The 18,642-nt window shown below is 71.9% G+C and carries 13 protein-coding genes; 8 read left to right on the top strand and 5 right to left on the bottom strand.

From position 1 onward, the window contains the following. Positions 1-27: 27 nt before the first annotated feature. Positions 28-2,667 (bottom strand): PA14 domain-containing protein, encoded by a 2,640-nt coding sequence (locus ABZ930_RS19530; protein WP_361549288.1) that lies wholly within the window; start codon positions 2,665-2,667, stop codon positions 28-30. 190 nt (positions 2,668-2,857) lie between these two features. On the opposite strand from ABZ930_RS19530, the gene ABZ930_RS19525 reads away from it, so the two are divergent. From ABZ930_RS19525 to ABZ930_RS19495, 7 genes are all read left to right on the top strand, one after another. Next, positions 2,858-3,874 carry a LacI family DNA-binding transcriptional regulator gene (locus tag ABZ930_RS19525; RefSeq protein ID WP_361549286.1) on the top strand — a complete coding sequence of 339 codons (1,017 nt, stop codon included), beginning with the start codon at positions 2,858-2,860 and terminating at the stop codon, positions 3,872-3,874. 195 nt (positions 3,875-4,069) lie between these two features. After that, positions 4,070-5,173: an ABC transporter substrate-binding protein gene (locus ABZ930_RS19520; RefSeq protein WP_361549284.1), complete on the top strand. Its 1,104-nt coding sequence runs from the start codon at positions 4,070-4,072 to the stop codon at positions 5,171-5,173. 1 nt (position 5,174) lies between these two features. After that, on the top strand, positions 5,175-6,701 hold the full coding sequence (locus ABZ930_RS19515) for a sugar ABC transporter ATP-binding protein (RefSeq protein WP_361549282.1): 1,527 nt from the start codon (positions 5,175-5,177) through the stop codon (positions 6,699-6,701). Then, positions 6,694-7,656, top strand: coding sequence for an ABC transporter permease (locus tag ABZ930_RS19510; RefSeq protein ID WP_361549280.1), 963 nt, complete (start codon positions 6,694-6,696; stop codon positions 7,654-7,656). Before ABZ930_RS19515 ends, ABZ930_RS19510 begins: the two co-directional genes overlap by 8 nt. Then, on the top strand, positions 7,653-8,684 hold the full coding sequence (locus ABZ930_RS19505; protein ID WP_361549278.1) for an ABC transporter permease: 1,032 nt from the start codon (positions 7,653-7,655) through the stop codon (positions 8,682-8,684). Before ABZ930_RS19510 ends, ABZ930_RS19505 begins: the two co-directional genes overlap by 4 nt. A gap of 79 nt (positions 8,685-8,763) precedes the next feature. Beyond that, on the top strand, positions 8,764-9,723 hold the full coding sequence (locus ABZ930_RS19500; RefSeq protein WP_361549276.1) for an ATP-binding cassette domain-containing protein: 960 nt from the start codon (positions 8,764-8,766) through the stop codon (positions 9,721-9,723). Beyond that, positions 9,720-10,505 (top strand): ABC transporter permease, encoded by a 786-nt coding sequence (locus tag ABZ930_RS19495; RefSeq protein ID WP_361549274.1) that lies wholly within the window; start codon positions 9,720-9,722, stop codon positions 10,503-10,505. The genes ABZ930_RS19500 and ABZ930_RS19495 overlap by 4 nt, the downstream gene beginning before the upstream one ends. On the opposite strand, the gene ABZ930_RS19490 is transcribed toward ABZ930_RS19495, so the two are convergent. From ABZ930_RS19490 to ABZ930_RS19480, 3 genes are read right to left on the bottom strand one after another with little or no spacing between them, the layout of a single operon-like run. Next, positions 10,486-13,599 (bottom strand): BTAD domain-containing putative transcriptional regulator, encoded by a 3,114-nt coding sequence (locus ABZ930_RS19490; RefSeq protein ID WP_361549272.1) that lies wholly within the window; start codon positions 13,597-13,599, stop codon positions 10,486-10,488. The genes ABZ930_RS19495 and ABZ930_RS19490 overlap by 20 nt on opposite strands. Positions 13,600-13,608: 9 nt before the next feature. Continuing rightward, positions 13,609-15,087 (bottom strand): MFS transporter, encoded by a 1,479-nt coding sequence (locus ABZ930_RS19485; protein ID WP_361549270.1) that lies wholly within the window; start codon positions 15,085-15,087, stop codon positions 13,609-13,611. Next, positions 15,084-16,286: a M20 family metallopeptidase gene (locus ABZ930_RS19480; RefSeq protein WP_361549268.1), complete on the bottom strand. Its 1,203-nt coding sequence runs from the start codon at positions 16,284-16,286 to the stop codon at positions 15,084-15,086. Before ABZ930_RS19480 ends, ABZ930_RS19485 begins: the two co-directional genes overlap by 4 nt. Positions 16,287-16,407: 121 nt before the next feature. Between ABZ930_RS19480 and ABZ930_RS19475 the strand changes: the two genes are divergently transcribed. Then, positions 16,408-17,448 (top strand): Lrp/AsnC family transcriptional regulator, encoded by a 1,041-nt coding sequence (locus ABZ930_RS19475; protein WP_361549266.1) that lies wholly within the window; start codon positions 16,408-16,410, stop codon positions 17,446-17,448. Here the strand turns inward: ABZ930_RS19475 and ABZ930_RS19470 are convergent. After that, positions 17,429-18,640, bottom strand: a complete 1,212-nt coding sequence (locus tag ABZ930_RS19470) for an acyl-CoA dehydrogenase family protein (protein WP_361549264.1) — start codon at positions 18,638-18,640, stop codon at positions 17,429-17,431. The genes ABZ930_RS19475 and ABZ930_RS19470 overlap by 20 nt on opposite strands. Positions 18,641-18,642 lie beyond the last annotated feature (2 nt).

Here is an 18,642-nt window from a genome sequence, read left to right as displayed (position 1 = left end):
TGCGGGCCCGCCCCGGGGCGTGCGGGATCAGGCGCAGTTCGCCACGGTCGCCTGGGAGGCGTCCTTGATCAGCTGCTGCTGAGCGTCGTGCAGGCGCTTCACGTCCGGCTTGACGACCCTGCGGTCGTAGGTGAGCAGGCCGTTCAGCTCGCCCTCCACGTCGGAGATCTGCGTGTAGACGGCGCCGTTGGAGCCCTGGCAGGCCAGCTTGTGGACCTCACCGAGCTTTTCGAGGTAGTCGTCCGTGTACGTCGCCGGGTCCACGTCGACGTAGCTCTGCTGGACCGCCCACGCGTGCCCGGGCACGGCCAGGCCGAGGCCGCCGTACTCGCCGCTGACCAGGGCTCTCTTGCCGTCGGGGTGCGGCGGCAGGGCGGGACTGGGATAGCCGTGCTCGTCGATGATGTCGCCGGTGCCGCCGTCCCGGCCCAGGTTGATGCCGGACATCGAGTTGATCAGGCGGGTCGGGTCCCAGGACTTGGCCTGGTCGGCGAGGCGGGCCTCGTCGTACTGGCCCCAGCCCTCGTTGAGGGTGACCCACATGATGACCGAGGGGTGGTTGTAGTGCTGGTCGATCATGACCTTCATCTCGCGCTCGAACTCGGCGCGGGCGGCGGTGGACGGGTTGGTGCCCGCCTCCATCGCCGGCATGTCCTGCCAGACGAGCAGGCCCAGCTTGTCCGCCCAGTAGAACCAGCGGTCGGGTTCGACCTTGATGTGCTTGCGGACGGAGTTGAAGCCCATCTGCTTGTGCATCTTCAGGTCGTAGGCGAGGGCCTCGTCACTGGGTGCGGTGTACAGGCCGTCGGGCCAGAATCCCTGGTCGAGGGTGGCCATCAGGAAGGTGGGCTTGCCGTTGAGAACGGTGCGCGGGGTGCCGTTCACGTTCTCGACCTCGACCGAGCGCATCCCGAAGTAGCTGCCGACCCGGTCGCCGCCGACGCTGACCTTGAGGTCGTAGAGGTACGGGTCGTCGGTGGTCCACAGGTGCGGGTTCTTGATCTTCAGGGTGAGGGTCTTGCCGGAGGTTCCGGTGACGGTGGCGACCTTGCGCTTGCCCGCGTACGCGGTGGCGGTCACCGGAAGCCCGTCGCGGACTCCCGTGGTCTCGACGGCCAGTTCGCTCTTCTCGACGCTCGGCGTGAGCTTGAGGTCACCGACGTGGTCGGTGGCGACCGGCTCCATCCACACCGTCTGCCAGATGCCCGACGACGGGGTGTACCAGATGCCGCTGGGGTCGGTGCGCTGCTTGCCCATCGGCGGGTTCTCGCCGTCCTTGGCGTCCGTCGGGTCGTAGACCCCGACGATCAGCTCCTGGGTGCGGCCCGGCTTCAGCGCGTCGGTGATGTCGGCGCTGAACTTGTCGTAGCCGCCCTTGTGGTCGGCGACCTTCTTGCCGTTGACGTAGACCTCGGACTGCCAGTCGACGGCGCCGAAGTTCAGCTGGAGCCGCTTGCCGCTGCCGATCTTCCAGCCGGCCGGGACGGTGAAGGTCCGCCGGTAGAACATGCGGTCCTCGTGGCGCTCGACGCCGGAGAGCTGGGACTCCACCGGGTAGGGCACCAGGATCTTCTCGCCGAGCTTCTTGCCGACGGGGACCGGATCGCCCTTCTCGGCACCCGCGAACTCCCACGTGCCGTTGAGGTTCTGCCAGGCGTCGCGGGTGAGCTGGGGGCGCGGGTACTCGCGGTGGGCGTTGCCCGCCGTCACGTCGTCGCCCCACTTGGTGGTCAGCTCGTGCGTGGAGTGGTTCGGGCCGCTCGACCAGAAGGACCCGACGGCCGTGCCGTCGCTCCCGGTCAGACCGCCCTTGCCGTCGTAGGTGACGTCCGCGAGACCGTCGGCGTCGCCCTTCTTGTTGCCGACGACCGGCTCCTTGAGGCCCACGATGAGGGCCCGCGGGTCGTCGGGGTCCGCCTTGACCTTGTTCAGCGGCCACTTCGCGCCGCCGATGACGGCGGACAGGTGGTCGTTGACATCGCCCGGGACCTTGCCGAGCTTCTGCGCGAAGTCCAGCTTGAGGGTGCGGCCGTCGCCCAGGACGGTGGTGCCGATGGCGCCGTCGTACTTCCAGTCGTCGGGCAGCCGGAACGCGGAGGAGGGGATCGCCTCCTTCGTGCCGCCCGGCTCGGTCCAGCGCAGATGCAGATTGGAGCCGCCGTAGTGCTCGAAGTACTCGACCTTGATGTCGACCGCCTTGCCGGCGGTCAGGTCCACCGGGGCGGAGGTCTGCTCCTTGTCCCAGTCGTCGACCCAGTGGTCGACGATCAGCTTGCCGTCGACCCACAGCCGGAATCCGTTGTCCCCGATGAGGGAAAACGTTGTCGAGCCGGACTTCTCGGGGACGAGTTTTCCGGTCCAGCGCACGTTCGCGTCGTCGGCGCTGCCGGTGGCGGCCTGGAGCCGGGACTCCAGGCTGCCGAAATCGATCTGCGGGTCGAACCCGGTGGCCTTCAGCGTGTCGAAGTCGAAGGCGCCCGGGGCGGATTGGGTGTAGTACTCGCCCTTGAGCCCTTGCGGGACGACGGGCTCGTCGGCGGATGGCTGCGCGGCCTTCGCCGTGCCGGCCGTGGCGTGCGGTGCCACGGTGAGCGCGGTGAGTCCGAGTGCCGCGGTGAGCAGCAGGGCCAGCGGTCGGCCCCGGTGTCTGGTGCTACTGGTGCGCACGGATCCTCCTGGTGTGGAACGCGGAGAAGGCGTCGAGGAAGGGTGGCGGCTCGCCGCTCTAGTCGGTACAACTCGTTTGTACATCGTTGGAAAGAACGGCAGTTGGCATGACAGCACGCGTCCCGGCGCGCTGTCCAGGGTCATGACAAGCGCGTCCGAAGAGCGGACGCGGTGAGCCGAAGGAGATTCCGTGCGGGTGAGCCTGAAGGATGTCGCGGAACGCGCGGGCGTCTCGATCAAGACCGTTTCGAACGTCGTGAACAACTACCAGCACGTCACACCGGCGATGCGGGCCCGGGTCCAGGAGGCGATCGACGAGCTGGGCTACCGGCCGAACCTGACCGCCCGTCACCTGCGCAAAGGCCGTACGGGCATCATCGCCCTGGCCCTGCCCGAGCTGGGCAACCCGTACTTCGCCGAGCTGGCCGGCGCGGTGATCGACGCCGCCGCCGAGCACGATGTGACGGTGCTGCTCGACCACACCCGGGGCGAGCGCGAGCAGGAGCTTCTGGTCAGCCAGGGGTTCCGGGCCCGGGTGATCGACGGGCTGATCCTCAGCCCGCTGGAGCTGGAGGCGGACGATCTGCGCGGCCGGGACGGCGACGAGGTGCCGCTCGTGCTGCTGGGCGAGCGCGAGTACGGACTTCCCTACGACCACATCGCCATCGACAACGTCGCCGCGGCCCGCACCGCCGTGCGCCATCTGATCGGCCGCGGCCGCACCCGGATCGCCTACCTGGGCGAACGCACCGACTCGGCGAACCAGCCGGCCCGGCTGCGACTGGCGGGCTGGCGCGCGGAGTTGACCGACGCGGGGCTGCCCGCCCCGGAGACGCTGGTGGGCGCGACCGGCGGCTGGGACCGCGGGGACGGGGCCGAGGCGATGGCCCGGATGCTGGACTCCGGGATCCGGCCCGACGCGGTGTTCGCGTACAACGACCTGGTGGCGATCGGGGCGATGCGGGTCCTGCACGAGCGGGGCCTGAGGGTCCCGTGGGACGTGGCGGTGGTCGGGTTCGACGACATCGCGGAGGGGCGGTTCGGCGCGGTCACGCTGACCACGATCTCGCCGGACAAGCTGGCCATCGCCCGGCTCGCGGTGCAGTCGCTCCTCGGCCGCCTGGACCGCCCCGCCGAGCAGGCAGGACGTGAACTGACCGCGGAATTCCGGCTGGTGGAACGGGAGAGCACGCTGGGGCGGCGCTGACACCGGATCGGCACCCGTGGCCGCACCCGGCGTTGCGCGAACCCTTTACAGCATCCTTCCAACGATGTAAAAACCTCCCCTGTACCGCCGATGCACCTCTCGATCCGACCGGTCGAACACTCAAGCCATCGCACCAGCCGACCCACCCCGTTGCCGCGTTTCCGCGCCGGGCCGTGCCGTTTTGGGGACCTGAACATGACGCAGACCGTGCTCCACCGTCGCCGTACCTCCGCCCGGGCCCTGTTCGCCGCCGGCCTCGTCGCGAGCCTCGCGCTCGCCACCGGCTGCGCCAAGTCGGAGGACGACAACTCCAGCTCCGACAAGGCGAGTTCCAGCTCCAAGGGGGACAACTCCGGACAGGAGGTCGCCTCGTCCGGCGACGGCAAGACCTGTGACGTCGCCACCTTCGGCGGCAAGAAGCTGGACCTCAAGGGCGCCACCGTGGGCTTCTCGCAGTCCGAGAAGGAGGCCAACCCGTTCCGCATCGCGGAGACCGCGTCCATCAAGGCCGAGGCCCAGAAGCGCGGCATCAAGCTGCTGACGGCCAACGCCCAGTCGCAGTTCTCCAAGCAGATCAGCGACGTCCAGGACCTCATCGCCAAGGGCGCGGACCTGCTGGTCATCGCGCCGCTGAACTCCGACGGCTGGGAGCCCGTGCTGCGCGCCGCGGGCGCCAAGCACATCCCGATCGTCACCGTCGACCGCAAGATCAACGCGACGGCCTGCAAGGACTACGTGTCCTTCATCGGCTCGGACTTCGTCGAGCAGGGCAAGCGGGCGGCCGACCAGATGATCGAGGCGACCGGCGGCAAGGGCACGATCGCGATCCTGCTCGGCGCGGCGGGCAACAACGTCACCACCGAGCGCACCAAGGGCTTCGAGGACCAGATCAAGGCGAAGGCGCCGGGCCTGAAGGTCGTCTTCAAGCAGACCGGCGAGTTCGCCCGCGAGAAGGGCCAGGCGGTCACCGAGCAGCTCATCCAGTCCAAGCCGGACATCACCGGGATCTACGCCGAGAACGACGAGATGGGCCTCGGCGCCGTCAACGCCCTCAAGGGCGCGGGCAAGAAGGCCGGCGCCGTGAAGATCGTGACGGTGGACGGCACCCGGAACGCGGTGCAGGGGATCGTCGACGGCTGGATCTCCGGTGTCATCGAGTCGAACCCGCGCTTCGGCCCGCTGGCCTTCCAGACCCTGGACTCGTTCACCAAGGGCGACAAGGTCGGCCAGGACATCGTCATCAAGGACAGCGCGTACTCCAAGGACAACGCCAAGACGGATATCGACAAGGCGTTCTGACATGCTGTCAGTGACCAGTCTCAGCAAGACGTTCCCCGGCGTGCGCGCCCTCGACGGTGTCGACTTCACCGCGCGCGCCGGGGAGGTGCACGCGCTCATCGGGGAGAACGGGGCGGGCAAGTCCACGCTCATCAAGGTGCTCACCGGCGTGTACCGGCCGGACCCGGACGCCGGGGAGCTCAGCTACGACGGATCGCCGGTCAGCTTCGCGACCCCGCTCGACGCGCAGCACGCGGGCATCTCCACGATCTACCAGGAGGTCAATCTCGTCCCCCTGATGAGCGTGGCGCGCAATCTGTTCCTCGGCCGTGAACCGCGCACGCGGCTCGGCCTGATCGACTTCCGGCGGATGCACCGGGAGGCGGACGAGGCGCTGCGCGAGCTGGGGGTGCGGGTGGACGTGCAGCGTCCGCTGCGCGAACTCGGCGTCGGCGCACAGCAGATGGTGGCCCTGGCCCGCGCGGTCTCGGTCGACGCGAAGGTCGTCATCATGGACGAGCCGACGTCGTCGCTGGAGCCGCGCGAGGTGCGCACCCTGTTCGGGGTGATCCGGATGCTGCGCGAGCGGGGCATCGCGGTCGTCTACGTCAGCCACCGGCTCGACGAGCTGTACGAGGTGTGCGACACGGTCACCGTGCTGCGCGACGGCAAGGTCGTGCACACGGGCAACCTCGCCGACCTGGACCGGCTCGCCCTGGTGTCGCTGATGCTCGGCCGCGCCATCGGTGACGTACAGGACGAGGGGCTGACCAAGTTCTCCGGCGAGCACGACGCGGCGGCCGAACCCGTGCTGCGCGCACAGGATTTGACGGCCCGGCACCAGTTGCACGGGGTGTCGATCGACGTGCGGCCCGGCGAGGTCGTCGGGCTCGGCGGGCTGCTCGGGTCGGGGCGCAGCGAGACCGCGAAGGCCATCGCGGGAGCGCTGCCCACGGACAGCGGCCGGGTCCTCGTGGCCGGCGCCCCGGTCCGTACGGGGTCCACCCCGGCGGCGATCCGCGCGGGCATCAGCCTGCTGCCCGAGGACCGCAAGGCCGAGGGGATCGTGCCGGGTCTCTCGGTGCGGGAGAATATCGCGCTCGCCGCGCTGCCGGGCCTGTCCCGGTTCGGCCTGGTCGACGAGGCGCGGATCGACAAGATCGTCGACACGTTCGTGAAGCGGCTCCACATCAAGACCGCGGGCCCGCACCAGAAGGTCGGCGAGTTGTCGGGCGGCAACCAGCAGAAGGTGCTGCTCGCCCGCTGGCTGGCGATGAACCCGAAGGTGCTGCTGCTCGACGAGCCGACGCGCGGCATCGACGTCGGCGCCAAGGCCGAGGTCCAGAAACTCATCGACGAGCTGGCGGACGACGGCCTCGGCGTACTGCTGATCTCCTCCGACATGGAGGAGCTGATCGAGGGCTCGGACCGGGTCGTCGTCCTGAAGGACGGCGCGGTGGTCGCCGAGCTCACCGGAGACGCGGTCACGGAGGATCGTCTGATGCGCGCGATCGCCGCAACTCCCCCGGAAGGGAAGCACGTTGAGTGATCTGACCCTGGGCAGGGCCGGTGTCGACCGCGACCGGCTGCTGCGCCTCCTCCAGGACTACGGCGTGTACGCCGGTGTCGCGGTGCTGCTCCTGGCGAACATCGCGTTCACCCCGCACTTCCTGTCGACCGAGAACTTCCGCACCCAGGCCGTGCAGGTCGCACCGGTACTGATCGTGGCGCTCGGCATGGCCCTCGCCATCGGCAGTGAGGGCGTGGACCTGTCGGTCGGCTCGGTGATGGCGCTGGCCACGTCCGTCATCTCCCTCTATCTGGGCTACGGCCCGCTGATCGCCGTCGTCGCGGCGCTCTTCGGCGGGGCGCTGATAGGGGTCGCGAACGGGGCGCTGGTGGCCTTCATCGGCGTCCAGCCCATCGTGGCCACTCTGGCGCTGATGGTCGCCGGGCGCGGTCTCGCCCTCGTCCTGCTGCCCCAGCTGAAGGACGTCCGGGACCCGGGGCTGCGCTCGCTCGGCACCGGAGACCTGCTCGGCATCCCCTACCTGGTGCTGATCGCGGCGGCACTGGCCCTGCTGGTCGCCTTCGTCGTGCGGCGCACCACGTTCGGCCGCCAGTTGCTCGCCATCGGCGACAGCCGTCCGGCCGCGCAGCTCGCCGGCCTTCCGGTGCGCCGGGTCCTCATCCTCGTCTACGTCGCCTCGGGCGTCCTCGCGGCGATCGCGGGCGTGCTGGCGACGGCGCGGCTGACCGCGAGCGACCCGACGTCGCTCGGCAATCTCATGGAACTGTCCGCGATCACGGCGGTGGTGGTCGGCGGTACGCCGCTGACCGGCGGCCGGGTGCGGATCGGCGGCACGGTCGCGGGCGCGGTGCTGATCCAGCTGCTCACGGCCACGCTCATCAAGCACGACCTGCCGCCGTCGTGGACACAGATCGCGCAGGCCGTGGTGATCGTGCTCGCCGTCTACGCGGCCAGGGAGCGGGGGAAGCGATGACGATGACGGACTCCACAGCGCCCGGGACGACCGGGCCGGCCACGAAGGTCGACGAGGAACCGCTCGGCGCGACGCGCGCGGAACGGCTCAGCGCGCTCGCCCAGCAACACGGCGCCCTGGTCACGCTGGTGATCGCGGTGCTCGTCGCGTCGCTCTCCTTCGACACGTTCCTGACCGGGGACAACCTGGAGAACATGGCGCTGTCGTCGGCGTTCCTCGCGGTCGTGGCGCTCGGCATGACGTTCGTGATCGTCACCGGCGGCATCGATCTGTCGGTGGGCTCGCTGTTCGCGCTCGGCGGGGTGCTCGCCGCGTGGGGTTCGCAGTACGGGACGGTCGTGGCGCTGCTGCTGCCGCTCGCGGTCTGCGGGCTGATCGGTCTGGTGAACGGGCTGCTCATCGCGCGTTCCCGGCTCGCCCCGTTCATCGTGACGCTGGCGGCGATGCTGGGCGCGCGCGGGCTGCTGCTCGCGATCACCGACGAGGGTTCGACCACGTATCTCGTCGACAAGTCCACGTTCTTCGCGACGCTCGGCCAGGGCAAGCTGCTCGGGATCGGCGTCCCGGTGTGGATCACGCTGGCGCTGTTCGTGGCCGGCGCGGTCGTGCTGCGCCGTACCCGCTTCGGGCAGTACGTGTACGCGGTCGGCGGCAACGAGGACGCGGCGGCCCTGATGGGCGCGCCGGTGGCCCGGACGAAGATCGGTGTGTACACCGTGTCGGGGCTGTGCGCGGGGCTCGCCGGTGCGCTGAACGCGGCGTGGCTGGTCTCCGGAGTGACCATCCTCGGCTCCGGCATGGAGCTGGAGGCGATCTCGGCGGTCGTCATCGGCGGCACGCTCCTGACGGGCGGCTTCGGGTTCATCAGCGGCTCGCTCGTGGGCGTCCTGCTGCTGAAGGTCATCCAGAACGTCATCAACCAGATCGGCTCGCTCGACTCCGCGTACCAGCAGGTGGTCAGCGGTGCGTTCCTGGCTGTCGTGGTGATCGCGCAGACCTGGCTCGGGAGGCGGCGACGCGTGCTCTGAGCTGTGGCTTCACCGGTTTCACCGTGACTGAAACCGGTGTGAAGCCGCGTTGAAGGCGTCGTGCCGCACGCTCTGCGGCATGACGACAACGACCAGGCCCCCGCTCGCCGTGGCGGCACACGGGCTCCACAAGTCCTTCGGCGACAAGGTGGTGCTCGACGGCATCGACCTGACCGTGCCCGAGGGGACGATCTTCTCCCTGCTCGGGCCGAACGGCGCGGGCAAGACCACCGCCGTGAAGATCCTGTCGACGCTGCTGCGCGCCGACGCCGGCGAGCTGCGGGTCGGCGGCCACGACCTGGCCGTCGCCCCGCAGGCCGCACGGGCCGTGATCGGTGTGACCGGTCAGTTCTCGGCCGTGGACGGGCTGATCACCGGCGAGGAGAACATGCTCCTCATGGCCGACCTGCATCACCTGTCCAAGAAGGAAGGTCTGCGCGTCGCCGCCGAGCTGCTGGCGCGGTTCGACCTCACGGACGCCGCGAAGAAGCCGGCCTCCACCTACTCCGGCGGCATGAAGCGGCGCCTCGACATCGCCATGACGCTGGTCGGCAGCCCGCGGATCATCTTCCTCGACGAGCCCACCACCGGCCTCGACCCGCGCAGCCGCCACACGATGTGGGGCATCATCCGCGAGCTGGTCCGCGACGGCGTCACCGTCTTCCTCACCACGCAGTACCTGGAGGAGGCCGACGAACTCGCCGACCGCATCGCCGTGCTGCACGACGGACGGATCGCCGCCGAGGGCACCGCCGACGAACTCAAGCGGCTCGTCCCGGGCGGACACGTCCGGCTGCGCTTCACCGACCCGGTGGCCTACCGGTCGGCCGCCGTCGCCCTGCGCGAGGTCACCCGCGACGACGAGGCACTCACCCTGCAGATCCCCAGCGGCGGCAGCCAGCGCGAGCTGCGCGCCGTCCTCGACTGGCTGGACACGGCCGGCGTCGAGGCCGACGAACTGACCGTGCACACGCCCGACCTCGACGACGTGTTCTTCGCCCTGACCAGCACCGACCAGACCAAGGAGACGGTCCGATGAGCACCCTGACCCTCGCCGTCCGCGACTCGCGGACCATGCTGCGCCGCAACCTCCTGCACGCCCGCCGCTACCCGTCGATGACGCTGAACCTGCTGCTCACCCCGATCATGCTGCTCCTGCTGTTCGTCTACATCTTCGGCGACGTGATGAGCGCGGGCATCGGCGGCAGCGACCGCTCCGACTACATCGCCTACATCGTCCCCGGCATCCTGATGATGACCATCGGCGGCACGGTGATCGGGGCCTCGGTGTCCGTCGCCACCGACATGACCGAGGGCATCATCGCCCGGTTCCGCACGATGGCCGTCCACCGCGGTTCGGTGCTCATCGGGCACGTCGTCGGCTGTGTGCTGCAGTGCGTGGCGAGCGTGGTGCTCGTCGGCGCCGTGGCGGTGGCGATCGGGTTCCGGTCGCACGACGCGACGGTGCTCGAGTGGCTGGCGGCGTTCGGGCTGCTCGTCCTCTTCTCCCTGGCGCTCACCTGGATCGCCGTCGGCTTGGGCCTGGCCAGCCCCAACCCGGAGGCGGCGGCCAACAGCGCGCAGCCGCTGATCCTGCTGCCGCTGATCTCCAGCGCCTTCATCCCGGCGGACACGATGCCGGGCTGGTTCCGGCCGATCGCCGAGTACCAGCCGTTCACCCCGGCGATCGAGACGCTGCGCGGTCTGCTCCTCGGCACCGGGATCGGCCACAACTGGTGGATCGCGCTGGTGTGGTGCGTGGCGCTGGCCGCGCTCGGCTACCGCTGGGCGACGGCGTCCTTCAACCGCGACCAGAAGTGAGGGTGCGGGCCGCGTCCCCCAGTTCGTCCCGCTCCAGGGCGGCGTACTCCGACACCGCGTCGGTGAACGCCGCCCTGTCGGCGTCCTCGGCCGCCCGCCGGGCCCGCCGCGCGGACATCGTCGGCTGGAACTCGCGTCCCACACCGATCCGTTCGGCCAGCGCGATCATGCGGGCGGCGCGCGGGGCGTCGGTCGCGGTCTCCACCAGGCCGAGCGCGTGCAGCACCGGCCCCAGCACGTACAGGTCCCCCGGCGCACAGTCGGGGCCGGCGAGTGCGTCGCCCATCCACCGGCGCAGCCGGCCGACCGTCACCGCGACGGGTTCGAGCCGGCCGGCGTGGGCGTGCGCGGTCACCGACACCGACTGGACCACCAGCGCCCACGGTTCCAGCGCGGCGCCGGCGCTGTGCCGCGCCCCGGCGGCGAGCATCTGCTCCACGGCGCCGCGCCACAGCCCGAGCCCGACCTCGGTGAGCCCGCGGGCCAGGGCGATCTCCGCGCGTCCGGCGAGGTCGGGCCGGTAGTAGGCGTCCTGCTGCCGGGAGGTGTCCTGATCGGCCCTGCGCAGCCAGTACTCGGCCTCGTCGGGGTCCTCGCGGTGCAGGCAGGCGAGGACCAGGTGCCAGCGGATGAAGAGGTAGTCGTGCCCGTCGTTGAGTCGCGGCACCACGGCGAGCACCGCCTGGAGGTGCTCGTACGCCTGGTCCCCGCGGCCGGTGCGCAGATACAGCTCGCTCAGCCGGGAGTGACCCATGAGCTGGACGGACGGGTTGTCGGCCGGGGCCAGTTCGGTGAGCATCCGGTGGGCCGAGGCGATCGCGCGGTCGGGGTCGTGCGCGAGCTCCCAGACGTACGTGGCGATGCCCTCGGCGATCCCGGCGACCAGGGGCCTGGGGTCGGCGCAGAGGCGGCGCAGCACGCCGTGGTCGGGCGGCCGCATCCCGGGCGTCGCGCTCAGCACGACGGCGGCGGCGCGCAGCAGGGTGTCCGGCGGCGCGGCGGGCAGCCGGCGCAGGACGACGAGCTGCCGGACGGCGCTGACGCCCGATCCCATGAGCAGCGCGGCGACGCACAGCACGGCGGCGGCGCGGGCGACCTCGACCCGCTCGGGCGCGGGCCGGTAGTGGGAGAGCAGGTGACCGGTGTCGGCGGCGAGCTGGGCGAGGCGGGGGTAGTTGGCGTCGTTGGACCACAGCGTGGCGAGGACCGCGGTCAGCGCGGCGACGGCGGGGGCGTCCTCGCGGGCGAGGGCGTGCCGCAGGGCGAGCACGAGGTTGTCCTGCTCGGCCTTGATCCGCTCCCAGCCGGGCAGCGGCTCCGAGCCGAAGAACACGTCATGGTGCGCCTCCCCGAACTCCCTTGCCCAGGTGAGGAGTCGGCTCACCGCGTGCTCGTCCTCGCCCGCCTCGGCGCGCCGGGCCGCGCTGAACTCCCGCACGGTCTCCAGCATCCGGAACCGCACTCCGGCCGGGGTGTCGGCGGCGGTGACCAGGGACTGTCCGGCCAGCTCCTCCAGGAGGAACAGCGCGTCCGGGCCCAGGATCCGTTCCGCCGCCTCGCCGAGGAAGCCGCCGGGGAAGACGGACAGGGTGCGCAGGGCCGCGCGGGCGTCCTCGTGGAGGAGGTTCCAGCTCCAGTCGACGACGGCGTGCAGGGTCCGGTGCCGCTCCGGCGCGTCCCGGGCGCCGCCGCGCAGGAGGGCGAAGCGGTCGCCGAGGCGGCGGGCTATCTCCGGTACGGACAGGGCGCGGACCCGCGCGGCGGCCAGCTCCACGGCGAGGGGCAGCCCGTCGAGGTGGCGGCAGAGCCCGGCGACGGCGTCCGCCGGCAGCTCCACGCCGGGCCGGGCGGCGCGGGCGCGCTGGGTGAACAGTTCGATCGAGGTGGCGAGGCGCAGCTCGGGCAGCGCGTACACGGCCTCGGAGGTGAGGCCGAGCGGGGCCCGGCTGGTGGTGAGCACCCGCAGGTCCTTCGAGGACGAGACGAGGGCCCGGACGAGGTCGGCGGCTCCCCGCACGACCTGTTCGCAGTTGTCCAGGACCAGCAGGGCGGGGCCGGGGCCGAGCGCGGCGAGGATGCCCGGGACGGGATCCGAGGGGGCGTCCGGCGCGTTCGGGGCGCTGCCCGCGCCGAGCGCGGAGGCCACTTCCGCGGCGACGTCCGGGTCGGCCGAGACGCCGGCCAGCGGCACGAAGTGGACCACGCGCTGGGCGGCCGCGCGGCTGACGGCGTGCGCGAGCCGGGTCTTGCCGAGGCCGCCGGGTCCGACGACGGTGACGGCGCGGGAGGTGGTCAGGAGCGTCCGCACCGCCGCGATGTCGTCGTCGCGGCCGAGCAGCCGATTGGGTTCGTGGGGAACGCCGTGCCGCACGGCGGGCGCCTCCCCGGACAGCAACTCCGCCTGGACCGCTTTCAGTTGGGGGCCCGGGTCGGCGCCGAGCCCGTCCCGCAGCGCGCGGCGGTGGGCCTCGTAGCGGGTCAGCGCGGCGGAGGGGCCCGCCAGCGCCGCTTCGCCGCGCAGCAGTTCGGCGAGGACCTCCTCGTCGTGCGGGTGCCGGGCGGCCGTCTCGGCGAGCGGCCCCGCGGCCTCCGGGTGCCGGCCGAGGCGGGCCAGCGCGAGGGCGCGGGCCCGGACCAACTCGGCGCGGACCGGGGCGCGCTCGCGGCGCAGTGCCGCGACCGGGTCGTCGCCGTCGTCGTCCGGGGCGCCCTCCCACAGGGCGAGCCCGGCGTCGGCGGCGGCGAGTGCCCCGGCGTGGTCCCCCGCCCTGGCCCGGTCGGCGCTCGCGGCGGCGTGCCGGAGCAGGGCGGAGCTGTCGATCCGGTCGTCGTCGAGGGCGAGCCGGTAGCCGATCGGGGTGCTCGCGATGACGTCGGCGCCCACCTGCGTCCGGGCCCGGGAGACCAGGACCTGCACCGCCTTGCCGGGCCGCTCGGGCAGTTCGTCCGGCCACAGGCCGGCGACGAGCCGTTCGGTGCTGCAGCCGGTGTGCGGGGCACCGGCGAGCAGCGCGAGCAGTCCGCGCAGCCGGGGCGCGGTGATCTCCTGTCCGCGCCAGGCCACGCGCGGGAGCAGGATCAGGTCACAGGTCACGCGTGCAGATTAGCCAGGGCCGTCGGACACGGACCCCGCCGGGGCGGGAACGGCGGACGTCCGCGTCCCGGACTGCTTCCCGACCAGGCCGAGTTGGACCAGGACCGCGAGCGCGCAGGCCACTCCCCCGCCGATCCAGATGGCCAGGTAGGCGGTGAGCGACGGGGTGTCCGTGCCGCCGAGGACGAAGGAGCCGAGCGCGACGGCGAAGACGGCGCCGCCGACGCTGCCGCCGAGTGTCTTGAGGTTGTTGTAGACGGCGGTGGCGCTGGCGGTGCGGTCGGCGGCGCTGCCCTCCACGATGACGGTGGGCAGTCCGCCGAGCGCGAGCCCGCAGCCGACGCCGACGAGCGCGTTGGCCACGGCGAACGGGGCGAGTCCGGAGTGCACGCCGAGCAGGGTGAAGTAGCCGACGGTCAGCAGGCCGAAGGCGACGAGGAGCAGTCGGCGGTAGCCGATCCGGGCGGCGAGCGTCGCGCACAGGGCGGAGCCGACGAACGCCATGATGTTCGGGATGACGCCGTACAGACTGATCTGCCAGGGCGCGAGGTCGAACCCGTACCCCGCCACGGCCGGGGACTCGGCCATGAAGCTGACGGCGACGGACTGCCCGCCGAGCATGACGGCGCCGAGCACGAACCCGGACGCGTAGTAGGGGGCGCTCTGCCGCCGGCCCACGGCGCGGACGTCCACCAGGGCGTGCGGGCGGACGAGTTGGACCTTGATCCAGACGGCGAGGAGCACGGCGGCGAGCAGCAGTCCGCCGAGCGTGGGCGCGGAGGCCCAGCCCCAGGCGGCGCCGCGCGAGACCGTACCGAGCAGGATGACCAGGGCGAGCGCGAGCAGGGCGGCGCCGGACCAGTCCATGCGGCCGTGTCCCCGGGTGCGGGACTCGGGGATCGCGGTGAAGGACAGGACGAGGCAGCCGACGGCGAACACGGCGAGGACGATCAGGGTCGCGCGCAGATCGCCGAGCAGGCTGAGCACCGGTCCGACGAGCCCGTGGCCGAGGACGGTGCCGAGGGTGAGGGCGCCGACCAGCATGCCGACGGCCCGGCGTCCGCCGTCGACGCTGAGCCGGTCCCGTACGAGGCCGATCTCCAGCGGCAGCAGCGCGGCGAGGGGGCCCATCAGGGCGCGGCCCAGCAGCAGTACGGCGAGGTTCGGGGCGAGGGCGACGAGGACCGTGCCCGCCGCGATGGCCCCCAGGGCCACCCGGATCATGCGCCGGTGCCCGTACAGGTCGCCGAGGCGGCCGAAGGCGGGGACGCTGATCGCGGCGGCCAGGTACTGGACCGAGGTGAACCACTGGGCCTGCCCGGTGCTGATGCCCTGCCAGTCCCGGATCTCGGGCACCAGCGGCACGGCCGCGCCCTGGAGGAATCCGCTGATCAGCTCGAAGGCGACGAGCAGCCCGACGACGGCCCGCACCTTCGGCGTACCGGCCTGCGTACCGGCGTCCGTGCCGGTGTCCCCCTGGGCGCTCACGCGGCTGTTCCCCGGGCGAGGCGCCGCTCGGCGAGCGCGGCGAGCAGGGCGGCCTGGCGGGCGAGGACCGCGTCGTCGAAGACGGCCAGCGGGGAGTGGTTCATCGGGGCGTTCGCGACGTCGGTGCCCTCGGGGGCGGCGCCGATCATGAGCATCGCGCCGGGGACGCGTTGCAGCACGAAGGCGAAGTCCTCGGACCCGTTGGACGGGTTGGGCGCCTGCCACACCTCGTCCTTGTCGAACAGGTCGCGGGCGGTGTCGAGCGCGAACGCGGTCTCGTCGGGCGCGTTGACGGTGACCGGGTAGCTCACCTTGTAGTCCACGTCGGCCTCGACGCCGTGCGCCTCGGCGATGCCGCGCACCAGGCGCGGCAGCCCTTCGATGAGGCGCTCGTGCGCGACCTCGGAGTAGCTGCGCACGGTGGCCTCGAAGGTGGCGGTGTCCGGGATGACGTTCTGCTGGGTGCCGGCGTGGAAGGTGCCGACGGTGACGACGGCGGGGTCGAACAGGTCGAAGCGGCGGGTCACCCAGGTCTGGATCGCGGTGACGATCTCGCAGGCGACCGGGATCGGGTCCTTGGCGCTGAAGGGGTTCGAACCGTGGCCGCCCTTGCCGCGCACGGTGACGGTAAGGATGTCGGAGGCGGAGGTGACGGTGCCGGGGCGGGTGGCGATCCAGCCGCCGGGCAGGGTGTTCGCGGCGACGTGCAGGGCGTAGGCGGCATCGAGGGGTTTGCCCGCCGCGTCGAGCACCCCCTCCTCGATCATGAGGCTCGCGCCGTTGTGGCCCTCCTCCCCCGGCTGGAACATGAACACCACGTCGCCCTGGAGGTGTTCGCGGCGCTCGGCGAGCAGCGCCGCCGCGCCGACGAGCCCCGCCGTGTGCAGGTCGTGGCCGCAGGCGTGCATGGCGCCCGGGATCCGGGAGGCGTACGCGACGCCGCTGCGCTCGGTGACGGGCAGGGCGTCCATGTCGCCGCGGAGCAGGACGGCGCCGCCGGGCCGCGCGCCGCGCAGCACCGCGGTGACGGAGCTGAGCCCCTTGCCGAGGGTGATCTCCAGGGGCAGCCCCTCCAGAGCGGCGAGGACCTTCTCCTGTGTGCGCGGCAGATCGAAGCCGAGTTCGGGTTCCTGGTGCAGGGCGCGGCGCAGCCGGACGAGGTCGGGCTGGAGCTCCTGGGCACGTTCGGTGAACGACATACGGGGTGAACCTCCTGGTACGGTCCGGCTGACCACTGGGGAGAGTGAGGGAATGGCGTCAGGGTGCTGCCCTGCCGCAGGAACGGACGATGAATCGCAGGGAAAACGCAGGAGTGGAGCGGTGACGCAGGAAAGCGGCAGGGCCGCGCTGGACGATCTGGATCAGGCCCTGGTGCACGCACTGCAGATCGCGCCCCGGGCCGGGTGGGCCCGGATCGGCGCCGCGGTCGGCGCGGACCCGGTGACGGTGGCCCGCCGCTGGCAGCGGCTGACCCGGAGCGGGTCGGCCTGGATCGGCTGCCACCCGGGTCCTGCCGCCGCCGAGTCCGGGCAGGGCTGTCTGGCGTTCATCGAGGTCGACTGTGCGAACGGGCGGCTGACCGAGGTCGCCCGCGCGCTCACGGCGGAGGCGCACGTGATCACCGTCGAGCACGTCAGCGGTGGCCGTGACCTGCTGCTGACGGTGCTCGCGCCCCGCCTGTCGGCGCTCACCCACTGGGTGACGCACCGGCTCGGCGCGCTCGACGGCATCGTCACCACCCGCACCCATCTGGCGAGCACGGTGTACACGGAGGGCAGCCGGTGGCGGCTGCGCGCCCTGAGCAGCGAGCAGATCGCCCGGCTCGCCGAGGACGCGACGCCCCGGGGGGACGCGTCCGTGTTCGAGCTGACCGACCTCGACCACGCCCTGCTCGCGGAGCTGTCCGTGGACGGCAGGGCGAGCAACAAGGTCCTGGCCGAGCGGTGCGGGACGAGCCCCGACACCGTCCGTCGCAGGGTGAACCGCCTCCTCTCCTCCGGTATGGCGCAGTTCCGCTGCGAGGTGGCCAGGCCCCTGTCGGAGTGGCCGGTCTCGCTGATCCTGTGGGGCATCGCCGCACCCGCCGAACTGCGCGCGGTGGCCGAGCAGGTCACGGGCGCGCGCGAGGTACGGCTCTGCGCGGGGGTGATCGGCCGGCACAACCTCAAGCTGGTCGCCTGGGTCCGCTCGCTCGACGACGCCCAGCGTTTCGAGGTCCGGCTCGCCGAGCGGGTGCCCGCCCTGACCGTGGTCGACCGGGCGGTGGCCCTGTGGCCGATGAAGCTGAACGGGAACCTGCTGGACGAGCGCGGCTATCGCACGGGCGCGGTGCCGATCGACGTCAGGTCCGTGACGGGCTGAGCAGGTCGCGCGCGATCCCGTTCTTCTGGATCTCGGACGAGCCGGTCAGGACGCGGAACATCCGCAGCCTGCGGAAGATCCACTCGATCTCCGCGCCGCGCACCAGACCGGCCTTGCCGTGGATCTGCACGGCCTCGTCGGCGATCCGGAAGGCGCTCTCGGCGACGAACAGCTTGCACATGAAGGCTTCGGTGCGCGGATTGCCGCCCGTGTCGAGTGCGGCGAGCGCGTCGTGGGTCATGCTGCGCGCCGCGTAGTAGGCGGTGGTCATGTCGGCGAGCTTGTGCTGGACCGACTGGAGCGCGCCGAGCGGTGCGCCGAAGACCTGCCGGGTGCGGGCGAAGTCGAGGGTGAGGCCGAGGGCGCGGCGGGTGAGGCCGAGGACGGTCGGGCAGTGCAGCAGCCGGTTGGTGGTGACGCGGCCGAGCCCGATCCGCAGTCCGTCGCCCACGTCTCCCAGCAACTGCTCCGGTCCCACCCGGCAGTTGTCGAGGACGATGTCGCTCTCGATGTGCTCGCCGGACATCGGCGTCTCGCCGGGCCGCACCGTGCAGCCGGGCGCGTCCAGGTCGACCAGGAAGGCGGAGAAGACCGGGGGCGCGTCGTCCGGCGCACCCGGTTCCGGTGCCATGCGCGCGATGAGTACGGAGAAGTCGGCGAACGGACCCGCCGACGAGAACACCTTGTGCCCGCTGATCCGCCAGCCGCCCCCGCTCTCCTCCGGTACGGCGACGGTCCGCAGGGCGCGTACGTCGGAGCCGGCGTCGGTCTCGGTCAGCGAGAAGCAGCAGGCGCGCTCGCCGCGGATGACCGGCAGCAGGTACTTCTCCAGCTGGTGGTCGGTGGCGTACTGGAGGATGGACCCGGCGCGCAGCGGTCCGCCCATGTCGCCGAGCACGCTGTGCTGGAGGATCCGCCCGGAGGCTCCCACCTCCTCCTTGAGCGCGGCGAGTTCGGTGTACGTCAGTCCTTGGCCGCCCTGATCGGGCGGCAGGTGGACGCCGTAGAAGCCGAGTTCGCGGCTGCGCCGCCAGACGGGTTCGAGGACGGCCCGGGTGTACGTGCTCTCGGGGCCGAGCCCCAACCCGGCTTCGTAGTCGGCGAGTTCCCCGTCGAGGTAGTCGCGCAGGCGGCCCACGAGGTCCTGCAGGCGGGGGTTGTCCTCGTAGGTGGGCGTGAGGGTGAAGGTCACGG

The sequence above is a fragment of the Streptomyces sp. NPDC046716 genome, from assembly GCF_040645755.1.
Classification (GTDB): Bacteria; Actinomycetota; Actinomycetes; order Streptomycetales; family Streptomycetaceae; genus Streptomyces.
The sequence above is the reverse complement of the archived record's forward strand: the minus strand, read 5'-3'. Positions and strand labels throughout refer to the sequence as shown.

What these genes read in the sequence shown, in the direction of transcription:
- ABZ930_RS19500 (WP_361549276.1), top strand. Translation starts at nt 8,764, where the DNA reads ATGACGACAACGACCAGGCCCCCGCTCGCCGTGGCGGCACACGGGCTC.
- ABZ930_RS19505 (WP_361549278.1), top strand. Translation starts at nt 7,653, where the DNA reads ATGACGATGACGGACTCCACAGCGCCCGGGACGACCGGGCCGGCCACG.
- ABZ930_RS19495 (WP_361549274.1), top strand. Translation starts at nt 9,720, where the DNA reads ATGAGCACCCTGACCCTCGCCGTCCGCGACTCGCGGACCATGCTGCGC.
- ABZ930_RS19520 (WP_361549284.1), top strand. Translation starts at nt 4,070, where the DNA reads ATGACGCAGACCGTGCTCCACCGTCGCCGTACCTCCGCCCGGGCCCTG.
- ABZ930_RS19515 (WP_361549282.1), top strand. Translation starts at nt 5,175, where the DNA reads ATGCTGTCAGTGACCAGTCTCAGCAAGACGTTCCCCGGCGTGCGCGCC.
- ABZ930_RS19480 (WP_361549268.1), bottom strand. Translation starts at nt 16,286, where the DNA reads ATGTCGTTCACCGAACGTGCCCAGGAGCTCCAGCCCGACCTCGTCCGG.